Source organism: Novosphingobium sp. Chol11, from assembly GCF_945870625.1.
GTDB lineage: Bacteria > Pseudomonadota > Alphaproteobacteria > Sphingomonadales > Sphingomonadaceae > Novosphingobium.
The window spans coordinates 1-22,552 of sequence record NZ_CAMBTS010000042.1 but is presented as its reverse complement, the minus strand read 5'-3'; the positions used below and the strand labels follow the sequence as shown (position 1 = coordinate 22,552).

The 22,552-nt window shown below is 64.5% G+C and carries 16 protein-coding genes; 11 read left to right on the top strand and 5 right to left on the bottom strand.

Annotation, left to right across the window (positions count from 1 at the left end):
• The 9 genes from Q0O40_RS08885 to Q0O40_RS08845 all read left to right on the top strand — a co-directional run.
• Nucleotides 1–2,299 (top strand): glycine cleavage T C-terminal barrel domain-containing protein (locus Q0O40_RS08885; protein ID WP_295528793.1); only part of this gene is annotated, 2,299 nt, incomplete at its 5' end.
• Nucleotides 2,292–2,774 carry a sarcosine oxidase subunit gamma gene (locus Q0O40_RS08880; RefSeq protein ID WP_295528791.1) on the top strand — a complete coding sequence of 161 codons (483 nt, stop codon included), beginning with the start codon at nt 2,292–2,294 and terminating at the stop codon, nt 2,772–2,774. The genes Q0O40_RS08885 and Q0O40_RS08880, both read left to right, overlap by 8 nt.
• A 47-nt stretch (nt 2,775–2,821) precedes the next feature.
• On the top strand, nt 2,822–3,496 hold the full coding sequence (locus Q0O40_RS08875; protein WP_295528789.1) for an XRE family transcriptional regulator: 675 nt from the start codon (nt 2,822–2,824) through the stop codon (nt 3,494–3,496).
• A 243-nt stretch (nt 3,497–3,739) separates the two neighbouring features.
• On the top strand, nt 3,740–4,675 hold the full coding sequence (locus tag Q0O40_RS08870; protein WP_295528787.1) for a glutamine amidotransferase family protein: 936 nt from the start codon (nt 3,740–3,742) through the stop codon (nt 4,673–4,675).
• Complete coding sequence (locus tag Q0O40_RS08865; RefSeq protein ID WP_295528785.1) at nt 4,675–5,364, top strand: protein glxC; 690 nt, start codon at nt 4,675–4,677, stop codon at nt 5,362–5,364. Before Q0O40_RS08870 ends, Q0O40_RS08865 begins: the two co-directional genes overlap by 1 nt.
• A gap of 11 nt (nt 5,365–5,375) precedes the next feature.
• Entirely contained in the window at nt 5,376–6,704 is a 1,329-nt protein-coding gene (locus Q0O40_RS08860; protein ID WP_295528783.1) for an FMN-binding glutamate synthase family protein, read from the top strand.
• Between the two features lie 42 nt (nt 6,705–6,746).
• Nucleotides 6,747–8,039 (top strand): type III glutamate--ammonia ligase, encoded by a 1,293-nt coding sequence (gene glnT, locus Q0O40_RS08855; RefSeq protein WP_295528781.1) that lies wholly within the window; start codon nt 6,747–6,749, stop codon nt 8,037–8,039.
• Between the two features lie 71 nt (nt 8,040–8,110).
• A complete protein-coding gene (locus Q0O40_RS08850) occupies nt 8,111–9,463 on the top strand; it encodes an NAD(P)/FAD-dependent oxidoreductase (RefSeq protein WP_295528780.1) in 1,353 nt (450 codons plus the stop codon).
• A gap of 7 nt (nt 9,464–9,470) precedes the next feature.
• Nucleotides 9,471–11,594: a DUF1989 domain-containing protein gene (locus Q0O40_RS08845; RefSeq protein WP_295528778.1), complete on the top strand. Its 2,124-nt coding sequence runs from the start codon at nt 9,471–9,473 to the stop codon at nt 11,592–11,594.
• A gap of 69 nt (nt 11,595–11,663) precedes the next feature.
• Here the strand turns inward: Q0O40_RS08845 and Q0O40_RS08840 are convergent, their stop codons facing one another.
• The 5 genes from Q0O40_RS08840 to Q0O40_RS08820 all read right to left on the bottom strand — a co-directional run bounded on the left by Q0O40_RS08840 (nt 11,664) and on the right by Q0O40_RS08820 (nt 18,367).
• Nucleotides 11,664–13,121: a TolC family protein gene (locus Q0O40_RS08840; RefSeq protein ID WP_295528775.1), complete on the bottom strand. Its 1,458-nt coding sequence runs from the start codon at nt 13,119–13,121 to the stop codon at nt 11,664–11,666.
• Nucleotides 13,118–14,203 carry an HlyD family efflux transporter periplasmic adaptor subunit gene (locus Q0O40_RS08835; protein WP_295528774.1) on the bottom strand — a complete coding sequence of 362 codons (1,086 nt, stop codon included), beginning with the start codon at nt 14,201–14,203 and terminating at the stop codon, nt 13,118–13,120. Before Q0O40_RS08835 ends, Q0O40_RS08840 begins: the two co-directional genes overlap by 4 nt.
• The gene (locus tag Q0O40_RS08830) at nt 14,187–15,890 is read right to left on the bottom strand and encodes an ABC transporter ATP-binding protein (RefSeq protein ID WP_295528772.1); all 1,704 of its coding nucleotides are present in this window, start codon (nt 15,888–15,890) and stop codon (nt 14,187–14,189) included. Before Q0O40_RS08830 ends, Q0O40_RS08835 begins: the two co-directional genes overlap by 17 nt.
• A gap of 180 nt (nt 15,891–16,070) precedes the next feature.
• A complete protein-coding gene (locus Q0O40_RS08825) occupies nt 16,071–17,981 on the bottom strand; it encodes a PQQ-binding-like beta-propeller repeat protein (protein ID WP_295528770.1) in 1,911 nt (636 codons plus the stop codon).
• 89 nt (nt 17,982–18,070) lie between these two features.
• Nucleotides 18,071–18,367: an antibiotic biosynthesis monooxygenase gene (locus Q0O40_RS08820; RefSeq protein ID WP_295528768.1), complete on the bottom strand. Its 297-nt coding sequence runs from the start codon at nt 18,365–18,367 to the stop codon at nt 18,071–18,073.
• Between the two features lie 270 nt (nt 18,368–18,637).
• Here Q0O40_RS08820 and Q0O40_RS08815 point away from each other — a divergent pair, with 270 nt between their 5' ends.
• Together Q0O40_RS08815 and Q0O40_RS08810 are read left to right on the top strand one after the other, a co-directional pair.
• Nucleotides 18,638–21,124 carry a TonB-dependent receptor gene (locus Q0O40_RS08815; RefSeq protein ID WP_295528766.1) on the top strand — a complete coding sequence of 829 codons (2,487 nt, stop codon included), beginning with the start codon at nt 18,638–18,640 and terminating at the stop codon, nt 21,122–21,124.
• A gap of 85 nt (nt 21,125–21,209) precedes the next feature.
• Nucleotides 21,210–22,552 (top strand): aromatic ring-hydroxylating dioxygenase subunit alpha (locus tag Q0O40_RS08810; RefSeq protein ID WP_295528764.1); only part of this gene is annotated, 1,343 nt, incomplete at its 3' end.

Genomic DNA, 22,552 nt, shown 5'->3' with positions numbered 1-22,552 from the left:
GCCAGCGGCGCACTGGGCCGATGGCGTGCTGGCCGAACTCGCGGCGCTGCCCCATGTCCGCCTGCTGCCGCGCACCACGGTGTTTGGCCGGTTTGAGGCTGCGGAATATGGCGCGGTGGAGCGGGTCTCCGATCATCTGCCGGTGCCGTTGCCGGGGCAACTCCGCCAGCGGCTATGGAAGATTCGCGCGGGCCGGACGATCATGGCGACCGGCGCGACCGAACGGCCCATCGTGTTCGATGGCAACGACCGCCCGGGCATTATGCTGGCGGGCGCGGTTTCGGCCTATGTCCATCGCTACGGCGTTTTGCCGGGCAAGCGCGCGGTGCTGGTGATCGCGGCGGATAGCGGCTGGGAAGTGGCAGGCGATCTGCTCGATGCGGGCGTGGCCATCGCGGCAGTGATCGACTTGCGCGGGGCATTGCCCGCAGCATTGGCGGAACGGCTGAAAGCCAGCGGCACGGCGGTGATCGAAGGCGGTGCGGTGATCGCGGCGCATGGCGGCAGTGCGGTCAGCGGCATTACGCTGGCGGATGCGTGCGGGCGAGCGCAGCGCTTCACCTGCGATCTGGTGGCGATGGCGGGCGGATGGAACCCCAATCTGGCGCTCGCCGCGCATCTGGGCGAGCGCCCGGTGTGGGACGACGCGCTGGCGGCCTATCTGCCCGGACCATCGGGCGAATTGATCCCTGCGGGCGCGGCGGCGGGGCGGTTCGGGCTGGCGAGCGCGCTGGCTTCGGGCGCGGAGGCCTTGCGCGCGGCGCTGGGCCGTGAAGTCGCCTTGCCGTTTGCCGCCGATGCGCCGCATGGCCAAGCGGCGATCTGGCAAAGCGGCCCGTGCAAGGGCAAGGCCTTCGTCGATTTCCAGCACGATGTGACCGCCAAGGATATCGCGCTGGCGGCGCGCGAAGGCTTCACCTCGGTCGAGCACGCCAAACGCTATACCACGCTGGGCATGGCGACCGATCAGGGCCGCATTGGGCAGGTCAACGGGCACGGGTTGCTTGGTGCAGCAACCGGGCGCAGCATGGCCGAGGTTGGCACGATCCGCCCGCGCCCGCCGGTGACGCCCGTCGCCATCGCGGCGTTCGCGGCGCACCATCGCGGCGCGCATTTCCGCCCCATTCGCCGCACGCCGAGTCACGATTGGGCGGCGGCGCAAGGCGCGGTATTCATTGACGCCGGGCAATGGAAACGCGCGCAGTGGTTTCCGCTGCCGGGCGAAACACATTGGCGCACCAGCGTCGACCGCGAAGTGAAGGCGGTGCGCGGCGGTGTCGGGCTGTGCGATGTCTCGACCCTTGGCAAGATCGAACTGACTGGCCCCGATGCGGGCTTGTTGCTGGATCGGCTCTATATCAACACGATGTCGAGTTTGCGCATGGGCCGCGCGCGCTACGGCGTGATGTTGCGCGAAGATGGCGGCGTGCTCGATGATGGCACCGTCACCCGCTTTGGCGAGTATCGCTGGTTCCTGACCACGACCACCGCAAACGCCGCCCGGGTGATGCAGCATCTGGATTTTGCGCGGCAGGCGATCTGGCCCGATCTTGATGTGCAGGCTGCCTCGGTCACCGAGCAGTGGGCGACCTATGCCGTGGCCGGGCCGCTGGCGCGCGATCTGCTCAGCGCTGCTTTCCCGGACACGGACCTTTCCAATGCGGCAGTGCCCTATATAGCGGCGAGCACCTTGCGCTGGGAGGGCCGCCTGATCCGGCTTTACCGCCTGTCGTTCTCGGGCGAGCTGGCCTACGAAGTGGCGATTGCTGCGCAGCATGGCGCAGCATTGCTCATCCATCTTGCGGGCGCGGGCGCGGATTTCGGCATGGTCCCCTATGGCACCGAGGCGCTGGGCGTGATGCGCATCGAGAAAGGCCACGCGGCGGGTGGTGAGCTTAATGGCACCGTCACGGCCGCCGATCTCGGCATGGCGCGGATGATGTCGAGCACCAAGGATTTCATCGGCAAGAAAATGGCGCTGCGGCCGGGCATGGCCGATCCGGCGCGGCCCCGGCTGGTCGGGCTCAAACCCGCCGACGGCAAGTCTGCCATTCGCGCGGGCGCGCATCTGGTCCGCCGGGGTGCGGCCCCTGTCATCGCCAATGACGAGGGCTATGTCACTTCGGCCTGCTTTTCGCCGATCCTTGGCCATCCCATCGCGCTGGCGCTGCTGGCAAACGGCGCGCAGCGGCACGGCGAAACGGTGACCGTGCACGATCCGGTGCGCGGGGCCGATGTGATGGCGCAGGTCTGCGATCCGGTGTTCTACGATCCCGAAGGAGCGCGGCTGCGTGGCTGAAACCCATCTGGCCGAACACACTGGCTTTGGCCTTGCCGCCGTGCTGCCCCACCGCGCGAGCGCGCCGCAGGCGATTGGCGCGGCGCTGGGCCTTGCGCTGGTGGCAGGGCCGCATGTGAGCGCCGGCGATGACCTTGCGCTCATCGGCATCGGCCCGCGCCAGTGGCTGGCCTATGCGGCGCAGGCCGCCGACGATTGGGCCGAGGCGCTGGCCGCGCGGCTGGGCGAAGCGGCGGCGGTGGTCGATCAATCGGGCGGCTTCCGGCTTTTTGCGCTGTCTGGCGCGGGCGCGCGCGCGAAGCTGCAACAGGGGCTCTCCATCGATCTCGACCCGGCCGTTCTGCCCGCCAATGCTGCGCTGGTCAGCCAGATCGCGCATATCGGCGTCGTCGTCTGGCCGCGCGAGGCCGGCTGGATCGTCGCTGTGCCGCGCAGTTTTGCGCATGATTTGCACGATTGGCTCGCCTCTGCTTGAATTGCGCTTCGCCAACCGGCAAGGTTGCCACGCAAGGAGAGCGATTGATGGCGAAGCGCCCGGCGTCTGCGCAGATGGCAACATTGCCGCAGCCGCCCGAAGACTATGCGACCGGTTCGGGCGCGCCGAGCAACGATCCGCGCGCGCTGGAAAAGGCGCTGGGGCTGCGCGTGCGGCAATTGCGCCGCCAGCAGGACTTGTCCGTCGCCGATCTTGCCGCCGCCGCCGGGCTTTCCACAGGCATGCTCTCGAAGATCGAGAACGGCCAGATATCGCCCTCGCTCACCTCGCTGCAATCGCTGGCGCAGGCGCTGCAAACGCCGATCTCCTCGCTGTTTGCAATGGCGGAGGAGCGGCAGGATTGCTCCTTTGTTGCCGCCGGGCAAGGCGTGAAGATCGAGCGGCGCGGGACAAAGGCCGGGCATGTCTACCAATTGCTGGGCCACTTGCTCAGCGGTGATTACGCGGTCGAGCCTTATCTCATCACGCTCAGCGAAGACGCCATGCCCTACACCGGCTTTTCGCATGGCGGAACCGAGCTGCTCTATATGCTCGAAGGCGAAGTCAGCTACCGCCACGGCGACCGGCGCTACGATTTGAAGCCCGGCGATACGCTGCTGTTCGATAGCCAGGCGCAGCATGGGCCCGAAGCGATGGGCAAGGGGGTGATCCGCTATCTTTCGATCATCACTTATGCGCGCGGCGGCGCAAGCGGCGGGTAGCTGACGCGGACGTTCTGCCGCCAACTTCGGCGTCACCCAGACCTTGTTTCAGGGTCCATCGTGCCGCGAAAGTGGTGCGCGCAGGATATGGAGCTCGATCGCGGCAAGAGGCCTCAAGCCCGAAGCGTCCGCATGCGCTGAAGGATGGATCCTGAAACAAGTTCAGGTTGACGGAAAAGGCGAGGGGAGGGGCATGATCGGCTGCCGCGCGGTTGCCCTGTTCTTTTAAGGAAATGTTGTTTCTTGAGAATTGATCCTGCTGGCGCGCGCCGCTATCCGGAAGGACTAATGGAGAATCGCGCCATGTGCGGAATTGTCGGTCTGTTTCTCAAGGATGAAAGCCTCCAGCCCGATCTCGGCCGCCTGCTCGGCGAGATGCTGGTGGTGATGACCGACCGGGGACCGGATAGCGCGGGCTTTGCGGTTTATGGCGATGGCGTGAGCGGGCGGATCAAGCTGACCTTGCGCGGTGAGCGGCTGGATGACGTGGTCGCGGCATTGGCCGGAAAGGCCGAGGTGACGCGGCGCGATACGCATCTGGTGCTCTCGATTGCGGAGGCGGAGGAAGAAAGCGTGCGCGGCTGGTTGGCGCTCCATCGGCCTGACCTTGCGGTAACCGGCTCCGGCAAACGCATCGAGCTTTACAAGGAAGTGGGCAAACCCGGCGCGGTGGCCACGCGCTTCGCGCTGCCACAGATGGCGGGCACCCACGGCATCGGCCATACCCGCATGGCGACCGAGAGCGCAGTGACAACGGCAGGCGCGCATCCGTTCTCGACCGGGGCGGACCAGTGCCTCGTCCACAATGGCTCGCTATCGAACCACCGCTCGCTGCGCCGCAATCTTGAGCGTGAGGGGCTGACTTTCGAGACCGACAACGACAGCGAAGTAGCGGCGGGCTATCTGAGCTGGCGGCTGCGCGAAGGCGCGACTTTGACCGAAGCGCTCGATGCCGGGCTGGTCGATCTGGATGGGTTCTACACGTTCGTCATCGGCACCGAAAACGGCTTTGCGGTGATGCGCGATCCGATCGCGTGCAAGCCGGCGGTGATGGCCGAGACCGACCGCTATGTGGCGTTTGGCAGCGAATATCGCGCGCTGGTCGGCTTGCCGGGCATCGCGCAGGCGCGGGTTTTCGAACCGGAACCGGCGCGCGCCTATGTCTGGGAGCGGCAGTGATGCCCGAGGTCGATCTGGCGAGGTCCACCCGCCGCGAGCTGAATGCGGCGCTCCACGCGCTGCTTCCCGAAACCAACGAGACACACTGGCTGGTGCGCAATCCGGGAGGGCAACATGCGCTGGCGGCGGGCATCAACGCGCCGGTCACAGTCGAGATAGACGGCCATGCGGGGTATTACTGCGCTGGCATGAACCAGCAGGCGAACGTGATCATCAATGGCAATGCCGGGGTGGGCGTTGCCGAAAACATGATGAGCGGCATGGTCCATGTCAAAGGCGATGCCAGCCAGGCGGCGGGGGCGACCGCGCATGGCGGGCTGCTGGTGATCGATGGCAATGCCTCGGCGCGCTGCGGCATCTCGATGAAGGGCGTCGACATCGTCGTCAAAGGATCGATCGGCCCGATGTCGGCATTCATGGCGCAGGCGGGCAATCTGGTGGTGCTCGGCGATGCGGGCGAGGCGCTGGGCGATTCGCTTTACGAAACACGCATTTTCGTGCGCGGTCAGGTCAAAAGTCTGGGCGCGGACTGCACCCAGAAGGAGATGCGACCCGAACATCTTGAGATTCTGGCGGCGCTGCTGGCGCAGGCGGGCGTGGAGGACAGCGTGACGCCCGAGCAGTTCAAGCGCTATGGTTCGGCGCGCCAGCTCTACAATTTCCACGTCGACAACGCTTCGGCATATTGAGGAGCGCCGCGATGGACAATTCCGAAACCCCGCGCACTTTGCCGCGCTATTCCGCTACTTTCGATCCGCATACGCTGGCCGAAATCCGCCGCGCGGCGGCCACCGGGATTTACGACATTCGCGGCGGCGGCACCAAGCGCGCGCTGCCGCATTTCGATGACCTGTTGTTTCTGGGCGCGTCGGTCTCGCGCTATCCGCTCGAAGGATACCGCGAAAAGTGCGCCACTGATGTGTGGCTGGGCACCCGCTTTGCCAAGAAGCCGCTGCATCTCAAGATCCCTATCACGATTGCGGGTATGAGCTTTGGCGCGCTCTCGGGTCAGGCGAAAGAAGCGCTGGGGCGCGGGGCGAGCATCGCGGGCACCAGCACCACTACTGGCGACGGCGGGATGACGCCCGAGGAGCGCGGCCAGTCGCAGCATCTGGTCTATCAGTATCTGCCCAGCCGATACGGCATGAACCCCGATGATCTGCGCAAAGCCGATGCCATCGAAGTGGTGATCGGGCAGGGGGCCAAGCCCGGCGGCGGCGGCATGTTGCTGGGGCAGAAAATTTCCGACCGCGTGGCGCAGATGCGGACGTTGCCGATGGGGATCGACCAGCGCTCGGCCTGCCGTCATCCCGACTGGACCGGGCCGGACGACCTTGAAATCAAGATCGAGGAACTGCGCGAGATCACCGATTGGGAAAAGCCGATCTATGTCAAAGTGGGCGCGACGCGGCCTTATTATGACGTGGCGCTCGCGGTGAAATCGGGCGCGGATGTCGTCGTGCTCGATGGCATGCAAGGCGGCACGGCGGCAACGCAGGATGTGTTCATCGAGCATGTCGGCATCCCGATCCTCGCTGCGATCCGCCCGGCGGTGCAGGCGCTGCAGGACATGGGGCTGCACCGCAAGGTTCAACTGATCGTTTCGGGCGGCATTCGTAATGGGGCCGATGTGGCCAAGGCGCTGGCGCTGGGCGCGGATGCAGTGGCGATCGGCACCGCGGCGCTAGTGGCGCTGGGCGACAACGATCCCCGCTATCAGGCGGAGTATGAGGCGTTGGGCAGCAGCGCAGGGGCCTATGACGATTGGCACGAAGGCCGCGATCCGGCGGGGATCACCACGCAAGACCCTTTGCTTGCGGCAAGGCTCGATCCGGTGATGGCGGGGCGGCGGCTGGCCAATTATCTGGCGGTGATGACCTTGGAGGCGCAAACGATCGCGCGGGCCTGCGGCAAGAGCCACCTCCACAATCTGGAGCCGGAGGATCTGGTCGCGCTGACGATCGAGGCAGCGGCAATGGCGCGGGTACCGCTGGCGGGGACAGACTGGATACCGGGCGCGAAGTTTTAAGGTTGACGTGGGCTGGGTTCAAAAGGGTTGGGGAATGAAGCCATGAGCATCGATCTGGCGGCTGTCGCCGCTGACAAGGGCATCACATACTTCCTGATTTCCTACACCGACCTGTTCGGCGCGCAGCGGGCCAAGCTGGTGCCTGCCGCCGCGATCGCTGGCATGCAGAAAAACGGCGCGGGCTTTGCCGGGTTTGCCACCTGGCTCGATATGACGCCGGCCGATCCCGACCTCTTTGCCATTCCCGATCCCGCCAGCCTGATCCAGTTGCCGTGGAAGCCGCAAGTGGGCTGGCTCGCAGCCGATCTGTGGATGGGCGGCGCGCCGGTCCTGGCCAGCCCGCGCCTTGCCCTCAAAGCGCAGATCGCGAAGGCGGCAGCGCTGGGGTACACGCTCAAAACCGGGGTGGAGTGCGAGTTTTTTCTGACCACGCCCGATGGCCTCGCCATTTCCGATGCCGCTGATATCCAGGCCAAGCCTTGCTATGACGAGCAGGCGCTGATGCGGCGCTATGACATCATCACCGAAATCTGCGACGCGATGCTGAGCCTCGGCTGGGCTCCCTATCAAAACGACCATGAGGACGCGAACGGCCAGTTCGAGATGAACTGGACGTATGACGAGGCGCTGCTCACCGCCGATCGCATGGCGTTTTTCAAGTTCATGGTGAAGTCGGTTGCCGAGAAGCACGGCCTGCGCGCGACTTTCATGCCGAAGCCGTTTGCCAACCTCACCGGCAATGGCTGCCACATCCATCTCTCGCTGTGGCAGGGCGCGACCAACGCGTTCGATGGCGGCGCGGATATCACCGATCTGGCAAAGAACTTCATCGGCGGCGTGCTGAGCAGCGCCCCGGCGATGGCCGCGATCACCAACCCCACGGTCAACAGTTACAAGCGGATCAACGCGCCGCGCACGGTCTCGGGCGCGACATGGTCGCCCAATTCGGTGACCTGGACGGACAACAACCGCACCCACATGATCCGCGTTCCCGAACCGGACCGGTTCGAGCTGCGTCTCGCCGATGGCGCGGCCAATCCTTACCTGCTGCCTGCCCTGGCGCTCGCTGCCGGCCTTGATGGCATGGCGCGGCGGCTTGATCCCGGCCCGCGCCAGACCAACAATATGTACACCGAAGGCCACTTGGTGGTCGGCACACCGCCCAAGCTGCCGCTCAACCTGCTCGATGCGCTGCGCGCCTTGGAAGCGAGCGAGGTGCTCACCGCCGCGATGCCCGAGTTGGTACCCGCTTACCTCAAGCTCAAGCACGGCGAGTGGAACGATTATGCGCGGCACTTGACGCAATGGGAGCGCGACACGACGCTGGACTGCTAAGTGGGTGCTAACGCGCTGCTAATGACATAAATTCGGTATCGCCCGGCATCCGGGACCAAGCGAGGGATGGCATGACCAAGCGAGTAGCGATCATTGGCGCGGAGCCCAGCGGACTTGCCGCGCTGCGCGCCTTCCAGAGCGCGAAGGCCAAGGGCGTCGAGGTTCCCGAGGTGGTCTGCTTTGAAAAGCAGGACGATTGGGGCGGCCTGTGGAAATACACCTGGCGCACCGGGCTCGACCAGTATGGCGAGCCGGTGCACGGTTCGATGTATCGCTATCTATGGTCGAACGGCCCCAAGGAATGCCTCGAATTCGCCGATTACAGCTTCGAAGAGCACTTCGGCCGCGCCATCCCCTCCTATCCCCCGCGCGCGGTGCTGCATGATTACATCATGGGCCGGGTCGAGCGTGCCGGGGTGCGCGACACGGTCCGCTTCGACAGCCCGGTGAAGGGTGTGGTCTGGGACGAGGCGGCGCAGCTTTTCACCGTAACGGTGAAGGACAACAAAGCTGACCGCACTTACAGCGAAACCTTCGATTATGTGATCGTCGCCTGTGGCCATTTCTCCACGCCCAATGTGCCGACGTTCGAGGGCATCGAGACCTTTCCAGGCCGGGTGCTCCATGCGCACGATTTCCGCTCGGCCGACGAGTTTGCGGGCAAAGACGTGCTGATGATCGGCAGCTCGTACTCCGCCGAAGACATCGGCACCCAATGCATCAAATATGGCGCGCGCTCGGTCACGTTCTCCTATCGCACCCGCCCGCTCGGGTTCGATTGGCCTGAGCAATTCAGCCAGAAGCCGCTGCTGACCAAAGTTGCGGGCCATACCGCCACTTTCCTCGACGGCACCACCAAACATGTCGACGCGATCGTGCTGTGCACCGGCTATCAGCACCATTTTCCCTTTCTTGCCGACGATCTGCGGCTGGTCACGAACAACGTGCTCTATCCCGACAACTTGTGGCAGGGCGTGGTGTGGCAGCACAATCCGAAGCTTTTCTACATCGGCATGCAGGATCAGTTTTTCACGTTCAACATGTTCGATGCGCAGGCGTGGTATGTCCGCGATCTGATCCTCGGCCGCCTGCCAATCCCCGATGCCGAGGCGCGCGCGGCGGACAATGCGGCATGGGTTGCGCGCGACCGGGCCTGCGCCGATCCATCCGAACAGATCGATTTTCAGGCCGATTATGTGTGCCAGTTGATTGCCGCAACCGATTATCCCGATCTCGATACCGAGACGGTCGCCGCGCTGTTCAAGCAATGGGAGCACGATAAGGAGCACGACATCATGGGATATCGCAATCATTCCTACCGCTCGGTGCTGACCGGCACGATGTCGCCGCGCCACCATACCAACTGGATGGACGCGCTCGACGACAGCCTCGAGGCGTTTCTGGCGTCGGGCGAAACGGTGTGATGCGCTTATGAACGCGCCTGTTGTCGTTCCCGGTGGCGGGTCGCGCACGTTTCGCCTCGCGCCGGGCGATGTGCTGCGCGTGATCGATCCGGAGGGGCTGCAGCCGGGCGCTTTGACGGTTCATTCCGACAGCGGAGTGCAGGAAATCGCGTTGTTCGGCACGGAGTCGGCTGCGGGCGCGAGCTATGAATATCGGGCCGATGCGACGCTCACGGCAACGCTTTCCGCACCCGGCGCGCCGATGGCCCCCGATGCGCAGGATCCGCCGACCGAACTACACGCGCGGTTGACCCGTGCCGAGCCTTGCGACGATCTGCCCGAACCGCTCGCCGCAGTGACCGAGAAATGGCGCATCGCAGCCGCAACTGCGAGCGCCTTTCGCGTCAAGGCAGGCGATTATATCCAGATCATCGATGTGGCGGGCAAGCAATGCTCGGATTTCCTTGCGTTCGATGCGGCGGCGCTGGCGCAGGGGCGCGAGATGGGGCTGGACCCCACCACCACGCGCACGATCATGGGCAATGCGTTTTCCGCGCCAGGGCTGCACGCCAAGTTTTTCGATGCGGCGCAGCGCCCGCTGGTCGAAATCGTGCAGGATACGGTGGGGCGGCACGATACCTTTCTGCTCGCTTGCACCGCGAAGTACTACGAAGATCAAGGCTATCCCGGGCATCCCAGCTGCAGCGAGAATTTCAACGCGGCGCTGCAGGACTACGGCGTGGCCCCGCGCGCGGGTTGGCCCGCGATCAATTTCTTCTACAACACGATTGTCGGGCCGGATGACCAGATCACGATGGACGAGCCATGGTCGCGGCCCGGCGACTATGTTCTGCTGCGCGTATTAACCGATCTGGTGTGCGCCACCTCGTCCTGCGCCGATGATATCGATCCCGCCAATGCCTGGGAGCCTACCGACATCCATGTCCGCATTTATGACCAGAGCGCCGGGTTTCGCCCCGCCAGTGCCCACCGCATGAGCCCCGAGGCACCGCCGCGCCTGACCCGCGATACCGGGTTTCACCCCCGGACGGCCGAGCTCACCCGCCAGTTTGTGGATTATCGCGGCTTCTGGCTGGCCAGCGCCTACACCAACCATGGGGCCATCGCCGAATATTGGGCTTGCCGCACCAAAGCCGCGCTGATCGACTTGTCGGCGCTGCGCAAGTTCGAGGTGACCGGGCCGGATGCGGAAACTTTGCTCGATCTGGCGACTACCCGCGACATCACCAAATTGGCAATCGGGCAGGTGGTCTATGCCGCGCTGTGTCACGCCTCCGGCGGGATGATCGACGATGGCACAGTGTTCCGGCTCGGCCCGGCGGCCTTCCGCCTCGTTTGCGGAGAGGACTGGACCGGCGTCTGGCTGCGGCAGTTGGCGGCGGAGCGGGGTTTGTCGGTGTGGGTGCGCACGTCGACCGAGCAACTCGCCAATCTGGCGTTTCAGGGGCCGCTATCGCGCGCGATTCTCAGCCCCTTGGTGGCGACGCCGGCGCACCGGCCAAGCATTGCCGAGCTGGGCTGGTTTCGCTTTACCACCGGTCGGCTCGGCACGATCCCGGTGGTCGTCTCGCGCACTGGCTATTCGGGTGAGCTTGGCTATGAGCTGTGGTGCCATCCTGCAAACGCGCCCGATCTGTGGGATGCGCTGATCGCGGCGGGCGCGCCGCATGGGGTTCTGCCCGCTGGTCTGGACGCGCTCGATATGCTGCGGATCGAGGCGGGGTTGATCTTTGCCGGGTACGAGTTTTGCGACCAGACCGATCCGTTCGAGGCAGGCATCGGCTTTGCCGTGGCCAGGCACAAGCGCGCGGACTTTATCGGCGGCGAGGCGCTGGCGCGGCGGCGCGCGCATCCTCAGCGGGCGCTGGTGGGGCTCGATGTGGCAGGCGCAGAGGCCATCGGGCATGGTGATCCGGTTTTCGCCGGGCGGGTGCAGGTGGGCCAAGTGACCAGCGCCATGCGTTCGCCGGTGCTGGGCAAGACAATTGCACTGGCGCGGCTCGATGTGACGCAGACGGCGCTTGGCACTGCGCTTGAAATCGGCAAGCTGGACGGCCATCAAAAGCGCATCGGCTGCACCGTCGCGCGTTTTGCGCATTACGATCCCGACAAGACGCGGGTGCGCGCCTGATCGGTTAGCCCTTCACGAGAAATCCAATTGTGCCCGCCAGCCTTCCGCGCGGGGCGAGCACCTTTTGCGCTATTGGTCCGCACCAACCCCTGCGGCGGGCGCGGCGGGGATCAGGAGGGCTTCGCGGTCTGCCGTCGCGGCGGCGAGTTCGGCGCGGGCCGAGGCGATGCGGGCCTGCGCGTCGATCAGGCGGACACGCGCGTCGTTGGCGGTCTCCTCGCGCTGGTTGACTAGGAAGAAGTCCGCCGCGCCCAGCTCGAATTCGCGGCGCTCGGCGGCGGCGAGGCGGTCGGCGAGGCTGCGTTCCTGCTCGGCAATGGCCGCCAGCCGCTCGGCCCCGGTAACGGCGATGACGATCCCTTCGACCTCGACCGCGATCTGATCGCGCAGGAAGCGGCTGCGCTGGTCGAGCGCGGATAGTTCGGCCTGCGCCTCGGCGATGCGGCCCTTGGCGGCGCGGTTTTGCAGGGGCACGGTGAAGCGGAAGCCGACGATGGCCTCAAACGGAGTGCGGCTGCTTCCGCCGGGGCCGATGCGGCCCACGTCCTTGCTCATTTCGCCGCGCAGATCGAGCCGGGGCGAAAGGTCGTTCTGCGCCAGCATCAGCCGGGTGGTCGCCTGATCGATCCGGTTCAGCACTGTCTGGTAATCAGGCCGCGCGGTGGCCGCGACGGCGCGATTGACCCCGGCCAGCCCGGTCAGCGCCTTGGCGTCGGCGGGCAGACGCTCGGCCGAAACGGTGATCGGCGTGCCCGCATCATCGCGCAAATAAAGCGACAAGGCATTGGCCGTGCTTGATAAATCCTGTTCGGCGCGGGTAACGAGGCCGCGCCGGCGGACCAGATTCTGATCATTCTCGGTGAGCAGGATGGCGGGCCGCGCGCCCAACGCGATCTGGCGGCCGATGCCGCCGCGCCGCTTCTCGGCCAGCGCCAGAAGATCGCGGTAAGCCTGCAGCCTGAGGCCTGCGGCCACCCAGTTCTGATAGGCATCGACCGCGCGCCGCTGCACCCCGATCGCGACCATTTCGGCCTCGAACCGCGCGACGTCGATATCCTTGCCCGCAAGCGCGCGGCGGGTGCGCCGTTCATCGATCACCCGGTCACGCAGCAGCGCATAAAGCCCGCCGACTTTGAACTGGCCTAGCTGGTTGGTGTAGTTCTGATCCTCGTAGATCGGGAACCGGCCGCGCGAAACCTGATAGCTGCCATAGAGATAGCCGCCGTTATTGGTAAACGGGCGGGTGGCGCGGCCTTCGACTTCGGTGCCGTCGTAGTAGCTGGTGTAGTAGCTGGTCAGCCGCGTCTGCCCATCGACGTCGAACACGGTGTCAAACGCGCCCTGCGCACTCAGCGCGCGGCCCTCGGCCTGGCGAACGCGCGCCAGTGCCTCGACAATCTGGGGCGCCGAGCGCGCGGAGGAGCGCAGCACTTCTTCAAGCGTGAGCGGGGCGGCTTGCGCAAACGCTGTGCCGGTGCCCAGCGCAAAGACGAGCGCGAAAACTGGCACTGCCAGACGGCGGATCATTTTTTCTTGATCTCTTCATCGTCAGACTTCTCTGACGATACCTTATCCTTGCCCTCGCTCTTCGCCGCAATCTTGGGGCGGACGCCGAATTCGAGCGGGAAATCATTGAGCTGGCGCCACAGCTCATAGCCGGCAAGCACCGTCTGCCCGCGCACCCAGCCGCGCACTTTGCCGCCCGGGCGGACAAACTGGCTGCCCGGCCAGGCGGGAGCGCCCGGCATCGGCTCGACCAGCACACGAAACGAGCCATCGGATGTGGCATTGGGGTCGATTGCGCGGACCCGCGCATCGAACATGCCCAGCGCCACCGAGGGCCAGCCGCTGAACTGGATCGCGGGCCAGCCTTCGAACTCTAGCCGGACATAACGGCCGGGGCGGACGATGGGTACATCGCGGCCATCCACGTAAAGTTCGACCGCGCGCTCGATGCGCTCGGGCGAGATGACCGCCAGCACGGTTCCGGCCGAGACCATCGCACTGCCGGTGGCGGCGTTGACCTGCTGGATCCGGCCATCGCGCGGCGCGCGGACCAACTGGGCCGACTGTCGCTTGAGCTGGATGTCGATGCGGTTGATCTTGGCGCGCGCTTCGGCAAGTTTGGCCCCGGCATCGGCCACTTTGATCTGCGTCTGTTCGTATTCGCGCCGTGCGGCAAGACCTTCGGAATAGAGCTGCTTTGTGCGCGAGACGTCGATATTGGCAACAGTGCGGCTTTGTTCGATCGCGGCGATTTCGGCGAGCACTTGTGCGCGTTCGGCAGTGAGGCGGGAGAGATAGTCGGGATCGAGATCGACCACGCGCACGATCGGATCTCCCGCATTCACCAATTGGCCGTCTTGCACGAACCAGCGGTCGACCCGGCCCGAGACGAGCGCGGTCACCTGCTGTTGGCGGTCATCGGGATTGAGCGCGATAACCTGGCCATTGCCATTGGCGGTCTGCACCCAGGGCACCAGCACGAGGATCAGCGCCGAGATCACAATGCCCAGCACGAGCATCCAGGCCAGCGTCGCCGTGATCCGGGGCGCGCGCATGGCCGAAAGCGTCTTGAAATGGGCGGCGTGCTCAGCGGTATACTTCATTGCGGCCTCCCTGCGTTGGGGCCTGCTGCGTGGCTTCGATCAGCTCGTCGCGCGAGGCGAAGCGCCGTTGACGGTGGGATTCAAGGTGCATCCAACCATCGAGCGCGATATCTTCGGGGCGGCCGGTGCACAGCAGGACCGTGGTGCCTGCGTCCTTTAGCTGGCGCAGCACCCGCGCCAGCCGGTCCGCCGGGATCAGATCGTAGAGCTGCGAGAGCATCAGTACTTTCGGGCGCGCGACCAGCGCATTGGCCAGTTTGAGCGCCATCATCTCGCCAATCGACAGCGGGTAGCCCGAGGCCGCGAGCGGGGTGTCGAGCCCGTGTTTGAGGCCGGCGATACGGTCTCGCAGACCCACCGTTTCAAGCGCTTGCAGCGCTCTTTCCGAATTTGCGTCGGTGGCCGAGAGAGTCATGTAGTTGCGGATGGTCACATCGACGATGGTCGGGCGGTTGAGCACCGCGATCTCGGAGCGCAGTTGGTACATGTCGAACGCGGCCATGTCGGTGCCGCCGATGGTGATCAGGCCGCGCTCGGGGATGATGTGCCGCTTCAGCACCAGTGCGAGCGCGCGTTCGGCCCCGCCATCGGTGACCATGACCAGTTGTTCGCCAGCCGCGACCGCGAAATCGAACCGCGCGCCATCGGCCACCACGCCTTCGAGCCGGATCGCGCCGTTGCGCGGGGATTGTGCAATCCCTTGAACCGCGCTTTCCTGCGGAACGGCGAGCAACAGAGAAATCTCTTCGGAGCTGGCGACCAGTTCGTAGAAATAGATCAGATACTGGCCCAGCTGCGACACGCCGTAAAACACGCTGCTGAGAATCAGCTCGGCCGCAACGAGCTGGCCGATCGACAATTGGCCTTGCAGGATGAGCGAGCCGCCGAGCGCGAGCAGCGCCGCGCTGGCCAGCGAATAGAGCAGCAGGAAGGCCACCGTCTGGGTGAAGCCATAGCGGAAAAAGCTGCGGTGGCGGGTGACATACGTTGCAGTGACGGCGTCGGATTGCTGCATCGCAAAATCGAAGCGGCGGCTCGACTTGTAAAAGCCGTTCGATCCGCCGATGCTCTCCAGCCAGCGTGCGGCGTCGTGCTTGGCGTGGCTGAGCGCGATCGCCGCGCGGATCGAACCTCGCGACCAGACCATCCAGATCAAGAGGATGGCGAACAGCAGCAAGGCGTTGAACGCGAGGAAAAACGGGTGATAAAAGCTGGTGACGACGAGGCCCACGGTCGATTGCAGGATGATCGTGAAAGCACCGATGACCAGACTGGGCACCGAGCTTTGAACTTTGACAATATCGAAATAGCGATTGAACAGATCACCGCGGTTCTGATCGGCGAAGAACGGGTTCTGCGCATGGACGGTGCGGACGGTGATTTCGGCGACGATGCGAGCATAAATCCGCCGCTCGAACATCGCCATGATCCAGTAGCGCATCGCGCTCAGCCCCGAGACCAGCACGAGCAGGAACAGCAGCAGTCCCGACAGCGTCCAGAGCGGGGCGGGAAGCGCGGTGTTGGCCACGCTGTTGATCAGCAATTGCACTGAAATCGGGGTGGCCAGAGACAGGAGGCTGATCGCCACGCCATAGACCATCGCTAAATTCACATAGGCCATATCGGGCCCGACGATCTCTTTCAGCCAGCCGATCGTATCGCGCCAGCCAATCCGATTACCCGCCATTCGAACTCCGCATCGAACCCGCGCAACCTTATCGCATACTCGGCCGAGCCGAGCAATGCTGCACCTGCTAACTGATATGAGATAACATTGCAAGTGCGAAAGGCAGCGTGCGAGGTTGCTCCACCGCCCTCTTCGGAGAAAGGGTGGCAGGGGAGGAGCCAACCGTTTCTGCGCAAGGCGCTAAGGCTTGGGCGCGATATCGTAGGCGAGCAGCGCGTTTCCGGCCATGTGGCTATACATGCCGTAGCCGGAATTGACGAAGACCATCCCTTTCCAGACGGCCGGGCCCGAGCCGCTCATGCTGCCGCCCTTGGCGGTGCGGCCATCGATCGAAGGCACGGGCTTTGTGGTATCGTTCTGCCACAACACTTTGCCGGTCTGGCTGTCATAAGCGCGGAACATGCCATCGAGATGTCCGGCAAAGACCACGCCGGGGACCGCCGTTACCGCCGCCGAAATGCCCGGATCGCAGAATTTGAGGCCGGCGCAGCGGTCCGCCGCGCGAGCGAACCACGTTTCCTTGCCGGTGGCCGCATCAATGGCATGGAGGCCCGCGCCGCGCGTTGCCGGATCATACACACGCGCATCGCCGGTATCGGCCATGTCATTGATCGGGGCAAAAATGCGCAAACCTTCGGCGGCCATGCCGAAGTGGACGCCGCCTTGCGTGCCGCCGTGTCCGATGCGCGTTTGCCAGGCGACCTTGCCGGTCTTGGGATCGAGGCCCCAGACCTGACCCGATTTCTGCCCGACGACGAGCATGTCCTGGGCATTGCCGATGGGCACGAGCAAGGCCGAAGCCGCGATGTCATAGTCGGGGCCGTTTTCCGTAGGACACGAGCCAAGGCCCAACATGCAGCCCACATTCCACGCATCCTGCGCGGTCAGCTGGGTGTGCCAGATCCGCGCGCCGGTCTTGGCATCGACTGCAAAGACCGTATCGGAGTTGTCGTCGGCGGGTGTCGAGTAATTTTCGCCCGAGCCGAAATAGACCCGGCCGTTCGCCGCATCATAAGTTGGGCTGTTCCACACCGGAGCGCCCGATGGGCCGAGGATCGGCGCGCCATCCGATGTCTTGCCCTGCGGCGTGGGCACACCGGCAGTATAGGCGCGCCAGACCTCGCGGCCGGTGGCGGGATCGAGTGCAACCACCGAACCGCGGAAGGTGCAGCAGGCATAATTGGGATTGCCCGCCTGCACCACTTCGAGCGATGAGACCGGAACATAAAGCAGATCACCGCCCAAAGTGGGCGTGCCGGTGATCGTGGCGTCGGCATGGTCGCTCATGCGCTCAGCCCACAATTCCTTGCCGGTCAACGCGTCAAGCGCGTGCGCCTTGCCCAGCAAATCGCCGAAATAGAGCCGCTTGGTGACCGGATCGGCCACGATCCCGGTGCGGATCTCCGCGCTCAGCCGGGTGCTCCACTTGGTGCAGCCGGATTTGGGATCGAAGGCATAGACGGTGCCGTCCTGGCTGCCGACAAACAGCGTGCCCCATGCCACGGTCGGCTGCGAGCGCGCATGGCTGGAGGCGGGATAAGCGAAGGACCAGCGCAATTTGAGCCGGGGCAGATCGCCTTTGCCCAGCCCCGCTACATTGGCGGGGACAAAGCGCCGGTTGTCGCGGCCCCAGCCGATCGCGCCGGGCACATCGGTGAGGTCGAACGCGGCCGCCGGCCCGGCGCATTGCTTCGGCGGTGCGGGGCGCTGGTAGGAAGCGTAGGGCGTCTTGGTCAGATATTCGGCCACCTCGATGCGCTGCGCAGGCGAGAGCATCGCGGCCTGCGTGCGCATGACGCCGCTACTGAGCGACGCCACGATCGCATCGGGCGCTAGCATGCCGAGGAATTGCGGGGAGGGCGCCTTGGCCACGCCGCCGAGATGGCACATCGCGCAGTTTTGCTCGAACAGCGGGCGGCCGGGCGCGGTGGCAGGGTCGATGCGCGCGCCGCCGCTTGAGTTCAGGTCGTCGACCGACTTGATCCGCGCGCCGGGCTCCGGCGGGGCGGCCTGCAAGGCTGCCGTAACCGAGGCGGCCAAAGTGATGATCGAAAGCCACAGGAGGTTGGGACGTTTTGCGATGATGGGCATGCGCGTTTACCTCAGAATCGTTCGGGCGAGCGCCGAAACAAGCGCCATGTCAGGTTGATGGGACGAGCGCCGTGCGGCCAGAGTAGGGGTCACGTCGCGGACTCGAGATCGAACAGCAGTTCGCGCTCATACATGCCGTCCATGCAGGCGATCATCTGCTCGATCAGGGGTTTGTTGTGGGGATAGGCACCGTGTGCCTGATCGCCCGCTTCATCGACGAAGCTTTCATAGACCGCAAACATGCCCGGCTCGCCCAGCCGATAGAACTTGTAGGCGAGCGTGGCCGGTTCGGAAGGCGCAAGCGCTTCCATTTGCTGCGCCAGCGCGATGAAATCGGCCTCGCTGTCTGTCCGGATGCGGAAACGCGAGAGGAAGCTGAATGCCACTCGAAAACCTTCCTATTCCTGTCCCAAGGGTGGCCCACTCGGGCTCTCGTCCCGCGATGATAGCGCGGGCGCTGACAAAAACAATCATGCCTGACTTGTTATTTGGGGAAGCTAGGCGCGCGCGCTGCGCCGCTTGCCGCCCCCCGCGCGCAAGACCGCTGGCAGAATTGGCCCGCGCACTAAAAAAACATTCATGTCTGCTTGCTTTGGGCCTATTTCGTGTTATCTCTCACGCCAACTCGCAGTGATGGCGGGGCGGAGGAGATTGGGATGGTACGGCATTTTCTTTGGCGTTCGAGCGCGGCTGCGGCGCTGATTGCAGCAGGGGCGGCCATGCCCTCGCTGGCTCATGCGGCCGATGCGCAGGCGGCGGCGCCAGCGGACACGGCAGCGGCCCCGCAAACCGGCACGAACGAGGGTCTTGGCGAGATCGTGGTGACCGCGCTGCGCCGCAATTCGAACTTGCAGACCACGCCGGTCGCGATTTCGGCCATTGATTCCCAGTTGATCCGGCAGGTCAGCCCGCGCGATATCGGCGATTTGGCGGCCTTCGTGCCCAATTTCTCGGCGAACACGATCACCAATTTCAACGCGGCTTCGTTCGCGATGCGCGGCGTTGGCCAAACCTCGATCATCGTCTATTTCGAGCCGCCGGTCGCGGTGCTGGTCGATGACTTTGTCGTTGCCTCGGTGCAGACGCAGCTGCTCGATACCTTCGATATCGCGCAAGTCGAAGTGCTGCGCGGGCCGCAGGGCACGCTTTTCGGCAAAAACACCACGGGCGGCGCGGTGACGGTGCGCACCAAGCGCCCCGTGCAGGGCGTGATCGGCGTCGAGGGCCGGGTCCAGTTGGGCAACTTCAACACGCGCAATGTGCAACTGGCCGCGAATGTGCCCGTGACCGACAAGCTGGCGCTGCGCTTCGTGGTCGGTTCGGAAAACAACAACGGCTTTTACCGCAATGGCGCTTGCTATGGCCCGGTCACCGGCTTTGTGCCGAACAAGTTCAACGGCGCGACGGGCTGCCTCGATGGCAGGAGGATCGGCGGTAAGGAAGTGATCTCCATGCGCGCCAAGGCGCTGTGGGAGCCGAGTGACCGCATTCATCTGCTGGCGCAGTATGAGCGCATCCGCGATCGTTCGGAAACCGTGCCTTCGGTCAACGAGAACGGCCTGTTTACCGGCACTGCTCCGTTTCTCACCGATCTGGTCGGTGCGATCCGTCCCAATCCGAACAGCAACGATCCGCTGAACAATGCGGCGGTTTCCAACCGCGAGGACGCGCTGCTCAAGATGCAGAGCGGCCAGCGGATTTCGGTCGACGGCTTCTATTTCAACGCCGACATCGATTTCGATTTCGGCAAGCTGACTTCGGTGACCGGGTGGCGCAGCCAGCGCTCGCGCATTCCCAACTCTTATGCCGGCGCGGTGCCGATTGCGGCTGACGGCCAGCCGCTTTCTTTCTTTGATGCGACGCGCGACGATGATCGCCGCACCTTCCAGCAGGAATTGCGCTTCGCCACCGACACTGGCGGTCCGTTCGACGCGGTGATCGGCGGATTTTACCAGCATGAATCGATCGATTTCTGCGTTTCGCAGATTCTCGGCTTCCTCGATCTGACCAACGGTCCGTTGCCGTTCGGCAATTGGAACGACACCCCGTACCTCCTGTGCAACGCGCAGAAATCTCGCTCCAAGGCGATCTTTGCCGAGGGCACCTACAAGATCACCCCGGAGCTGAGCTTTACGGCGGGCGCGCGCTATACATGGGAAGACAAGCAGTGGTTCGGCCGCCAGCAGGCGTTCATCCCCACGCTGAACGGCGGCTTTGATCCCACGATCCAGCTCAACGAAGCGCTCGACGCCAGCGTGTTCAAGTATACGGCGGGCGTCGTTACCGTGCGCAACACGGCACGCAAGCCAACCTTCCGCGCCAGTCTTGGTTGGCAGGCGCAGCAGGACCTCTATCTCTACGCGACTTATTCGCGCGGCTTCAAGGGCGGCGGTTTCAACGATCAGATCGGCGGCTTTGCGCCGTTCACGAACAATGACGTGTTCCGCGCCGCTGCCCGGGCGACCCGTCCCGAAACGGCGGACAGCTTTGAAGCAGGCGTGAAGAGCGAACTGTTCGATCGCCGTCTGCGCTTTAACCTCACCGGGTTCTACGTGAAGTACAGGGATCTGCAGAAGCAGCTCAATGTGCCGCTCATCGTCAATGGCCAGTCGAACCAGGTGACGATCTTCGTCAACGCGGCGAGCGCCACGGTGAAGGGTATCGAGGCGGAAGCGACCGCGAAATTGTTCCAGGGCTTCACGCTACGCGGCGTGCTGGGCTTCCAGGACGGGAAGTATGACCAGTACACGGCACCGGGCGCGGGGTATAACCTCGCCACCGCCCCGCTCGACCGCGCGCCCAAGTGGCAGTGGACGTTGGACGGCACTTATCAGGTGCCAGTGTTAGACAGATACAAGCTCGTCGCCAACGCCTCGGCGGCCTATACCGCGCGCAACTTGAATACACAGGCGATCGATGATCCGCGCGGCAACACTTTCCTCAACGCGCGCACCTTGGTGAACGCTTCGCTGACTTTGTCGCAGATCGACGATCAGTACTATGTCCGGGTGATCGGCCGCAACTTGACCGATCAGCGCTACCGGATCGCCTCGCAGAATGTGGCCGGGCTGTGGCTCAATTCGAACTTCGGCGCTCCGCGCTATTTCGGGGCCGAACTGGGTGTCAAATTCGGCGGGCTGTGATCTGCCGGGTTTGAGGAGACGACAGATGGGGGGGATGGCTGCGCGTCGATGACGGGCAGCCATTCGCTTTTTACAGGAGATGGACATGAAGACCGATTTCGATCTGTGGAACATCCATACCGGCGCCCCCCATGCTTTCAACGATCACGCGCCGCGCATCGACAACGGCACCGGCCGGCCAGGACCGGGGCGGTACTTCGATCCTGAATACGCGCGCGCGGAATGGGACCGGGTTTTCGCCCGCAGCTGGCTCTTGGCAGGCCCTGCCTCCGATATTCCGGAAGCCGGCGATTTCATGAAGTTCGATATCGGGCCGGAAAGCTTCATTATCGTGCGCGGCGACGATGGCGTGATCCGCGCGCATTACAATGTGTGCCCGCATCGCGGCAGCCAGCTGGTCTCGGCTGAGTTGAGCTCTGTGGCGCAGTTCACCTGCCCGTTCCATTCGTGGAAATTCGATCTCGAAGGGCGCAACATCGAAGTGACCGATGCGGGCACGTTCCGCCCGGAAGTGCTGTGCCACGAGCACGATCTGGTATCGGTGCTCTGCGAGACGGCAGCGGGCCTTGTGTTCATCGCGATGGATGACAGCATCAAGCCGCTGCGCGAGTTTCTGGGGCCGATCCTGCCGCAGCTTGAGCTTTACGAGATCGACCAGATGTATGTCGTCCAGCATCGCCGCTCTGACTGGGGCGCGAACTGGAAGGGCGGGGTGGATGCCTTTGCCGAAATCTATCATTTGCACGCAGTCCATCCGCAGACCCAGTGCCTGATGGATGATCGCACGCAGATCGATCTCTGGCCGGGCGGGCTCAGCCGCCAGTTCGTGCCTTTTGCGCAGCCCAGCCCGCGCTTTCCCGATCAGGAAGGCGTGAACCCCGGCATCGCGATGATGCTGCGCGATGCGGGCATCGATCCTGAAACGTACGAGGGCACCGCGCGCGACACCCGCGTGGCGGTGCAACACGCCAAGCGCAAGCGCTCGGACGAATTGGGCCTGCGCTACGAGCGGTTCAGCGACAGCCAGCTTTCGGACTCCGTGGTCTATTCGATCTTTCCCAACGTGCAGATCGGGTGCCACCCCGAGGCGATCTTCCTCCACCGGTTTTTGCCGCACGCGACCGATCCGAACCAGTTCACCTATGACACCTGCATCCTTTATCGCCATGTCGATGCGCCGGGTTACGGCGCGCCTGCGTGGATGGGGCTGGGCAGCGAGGTTGATCTTTCAGGCCGCACGCGGCCAGATGTCATCCACACCCGGCTGGGCGAGCCGCCGTGTCTGGGCGAAGTGCTCGATCAGGATAGCGACCTCTTGCCCGTCGTGCAGAAAGGCTCGCGCTCGCGCGGCTTTCGCGGGCCACTGTGGAGCGAGCAGGAAGGCCGCCTGCGTCACTTCCACGCAGAGCTTGACCGGTTGATGGCGGA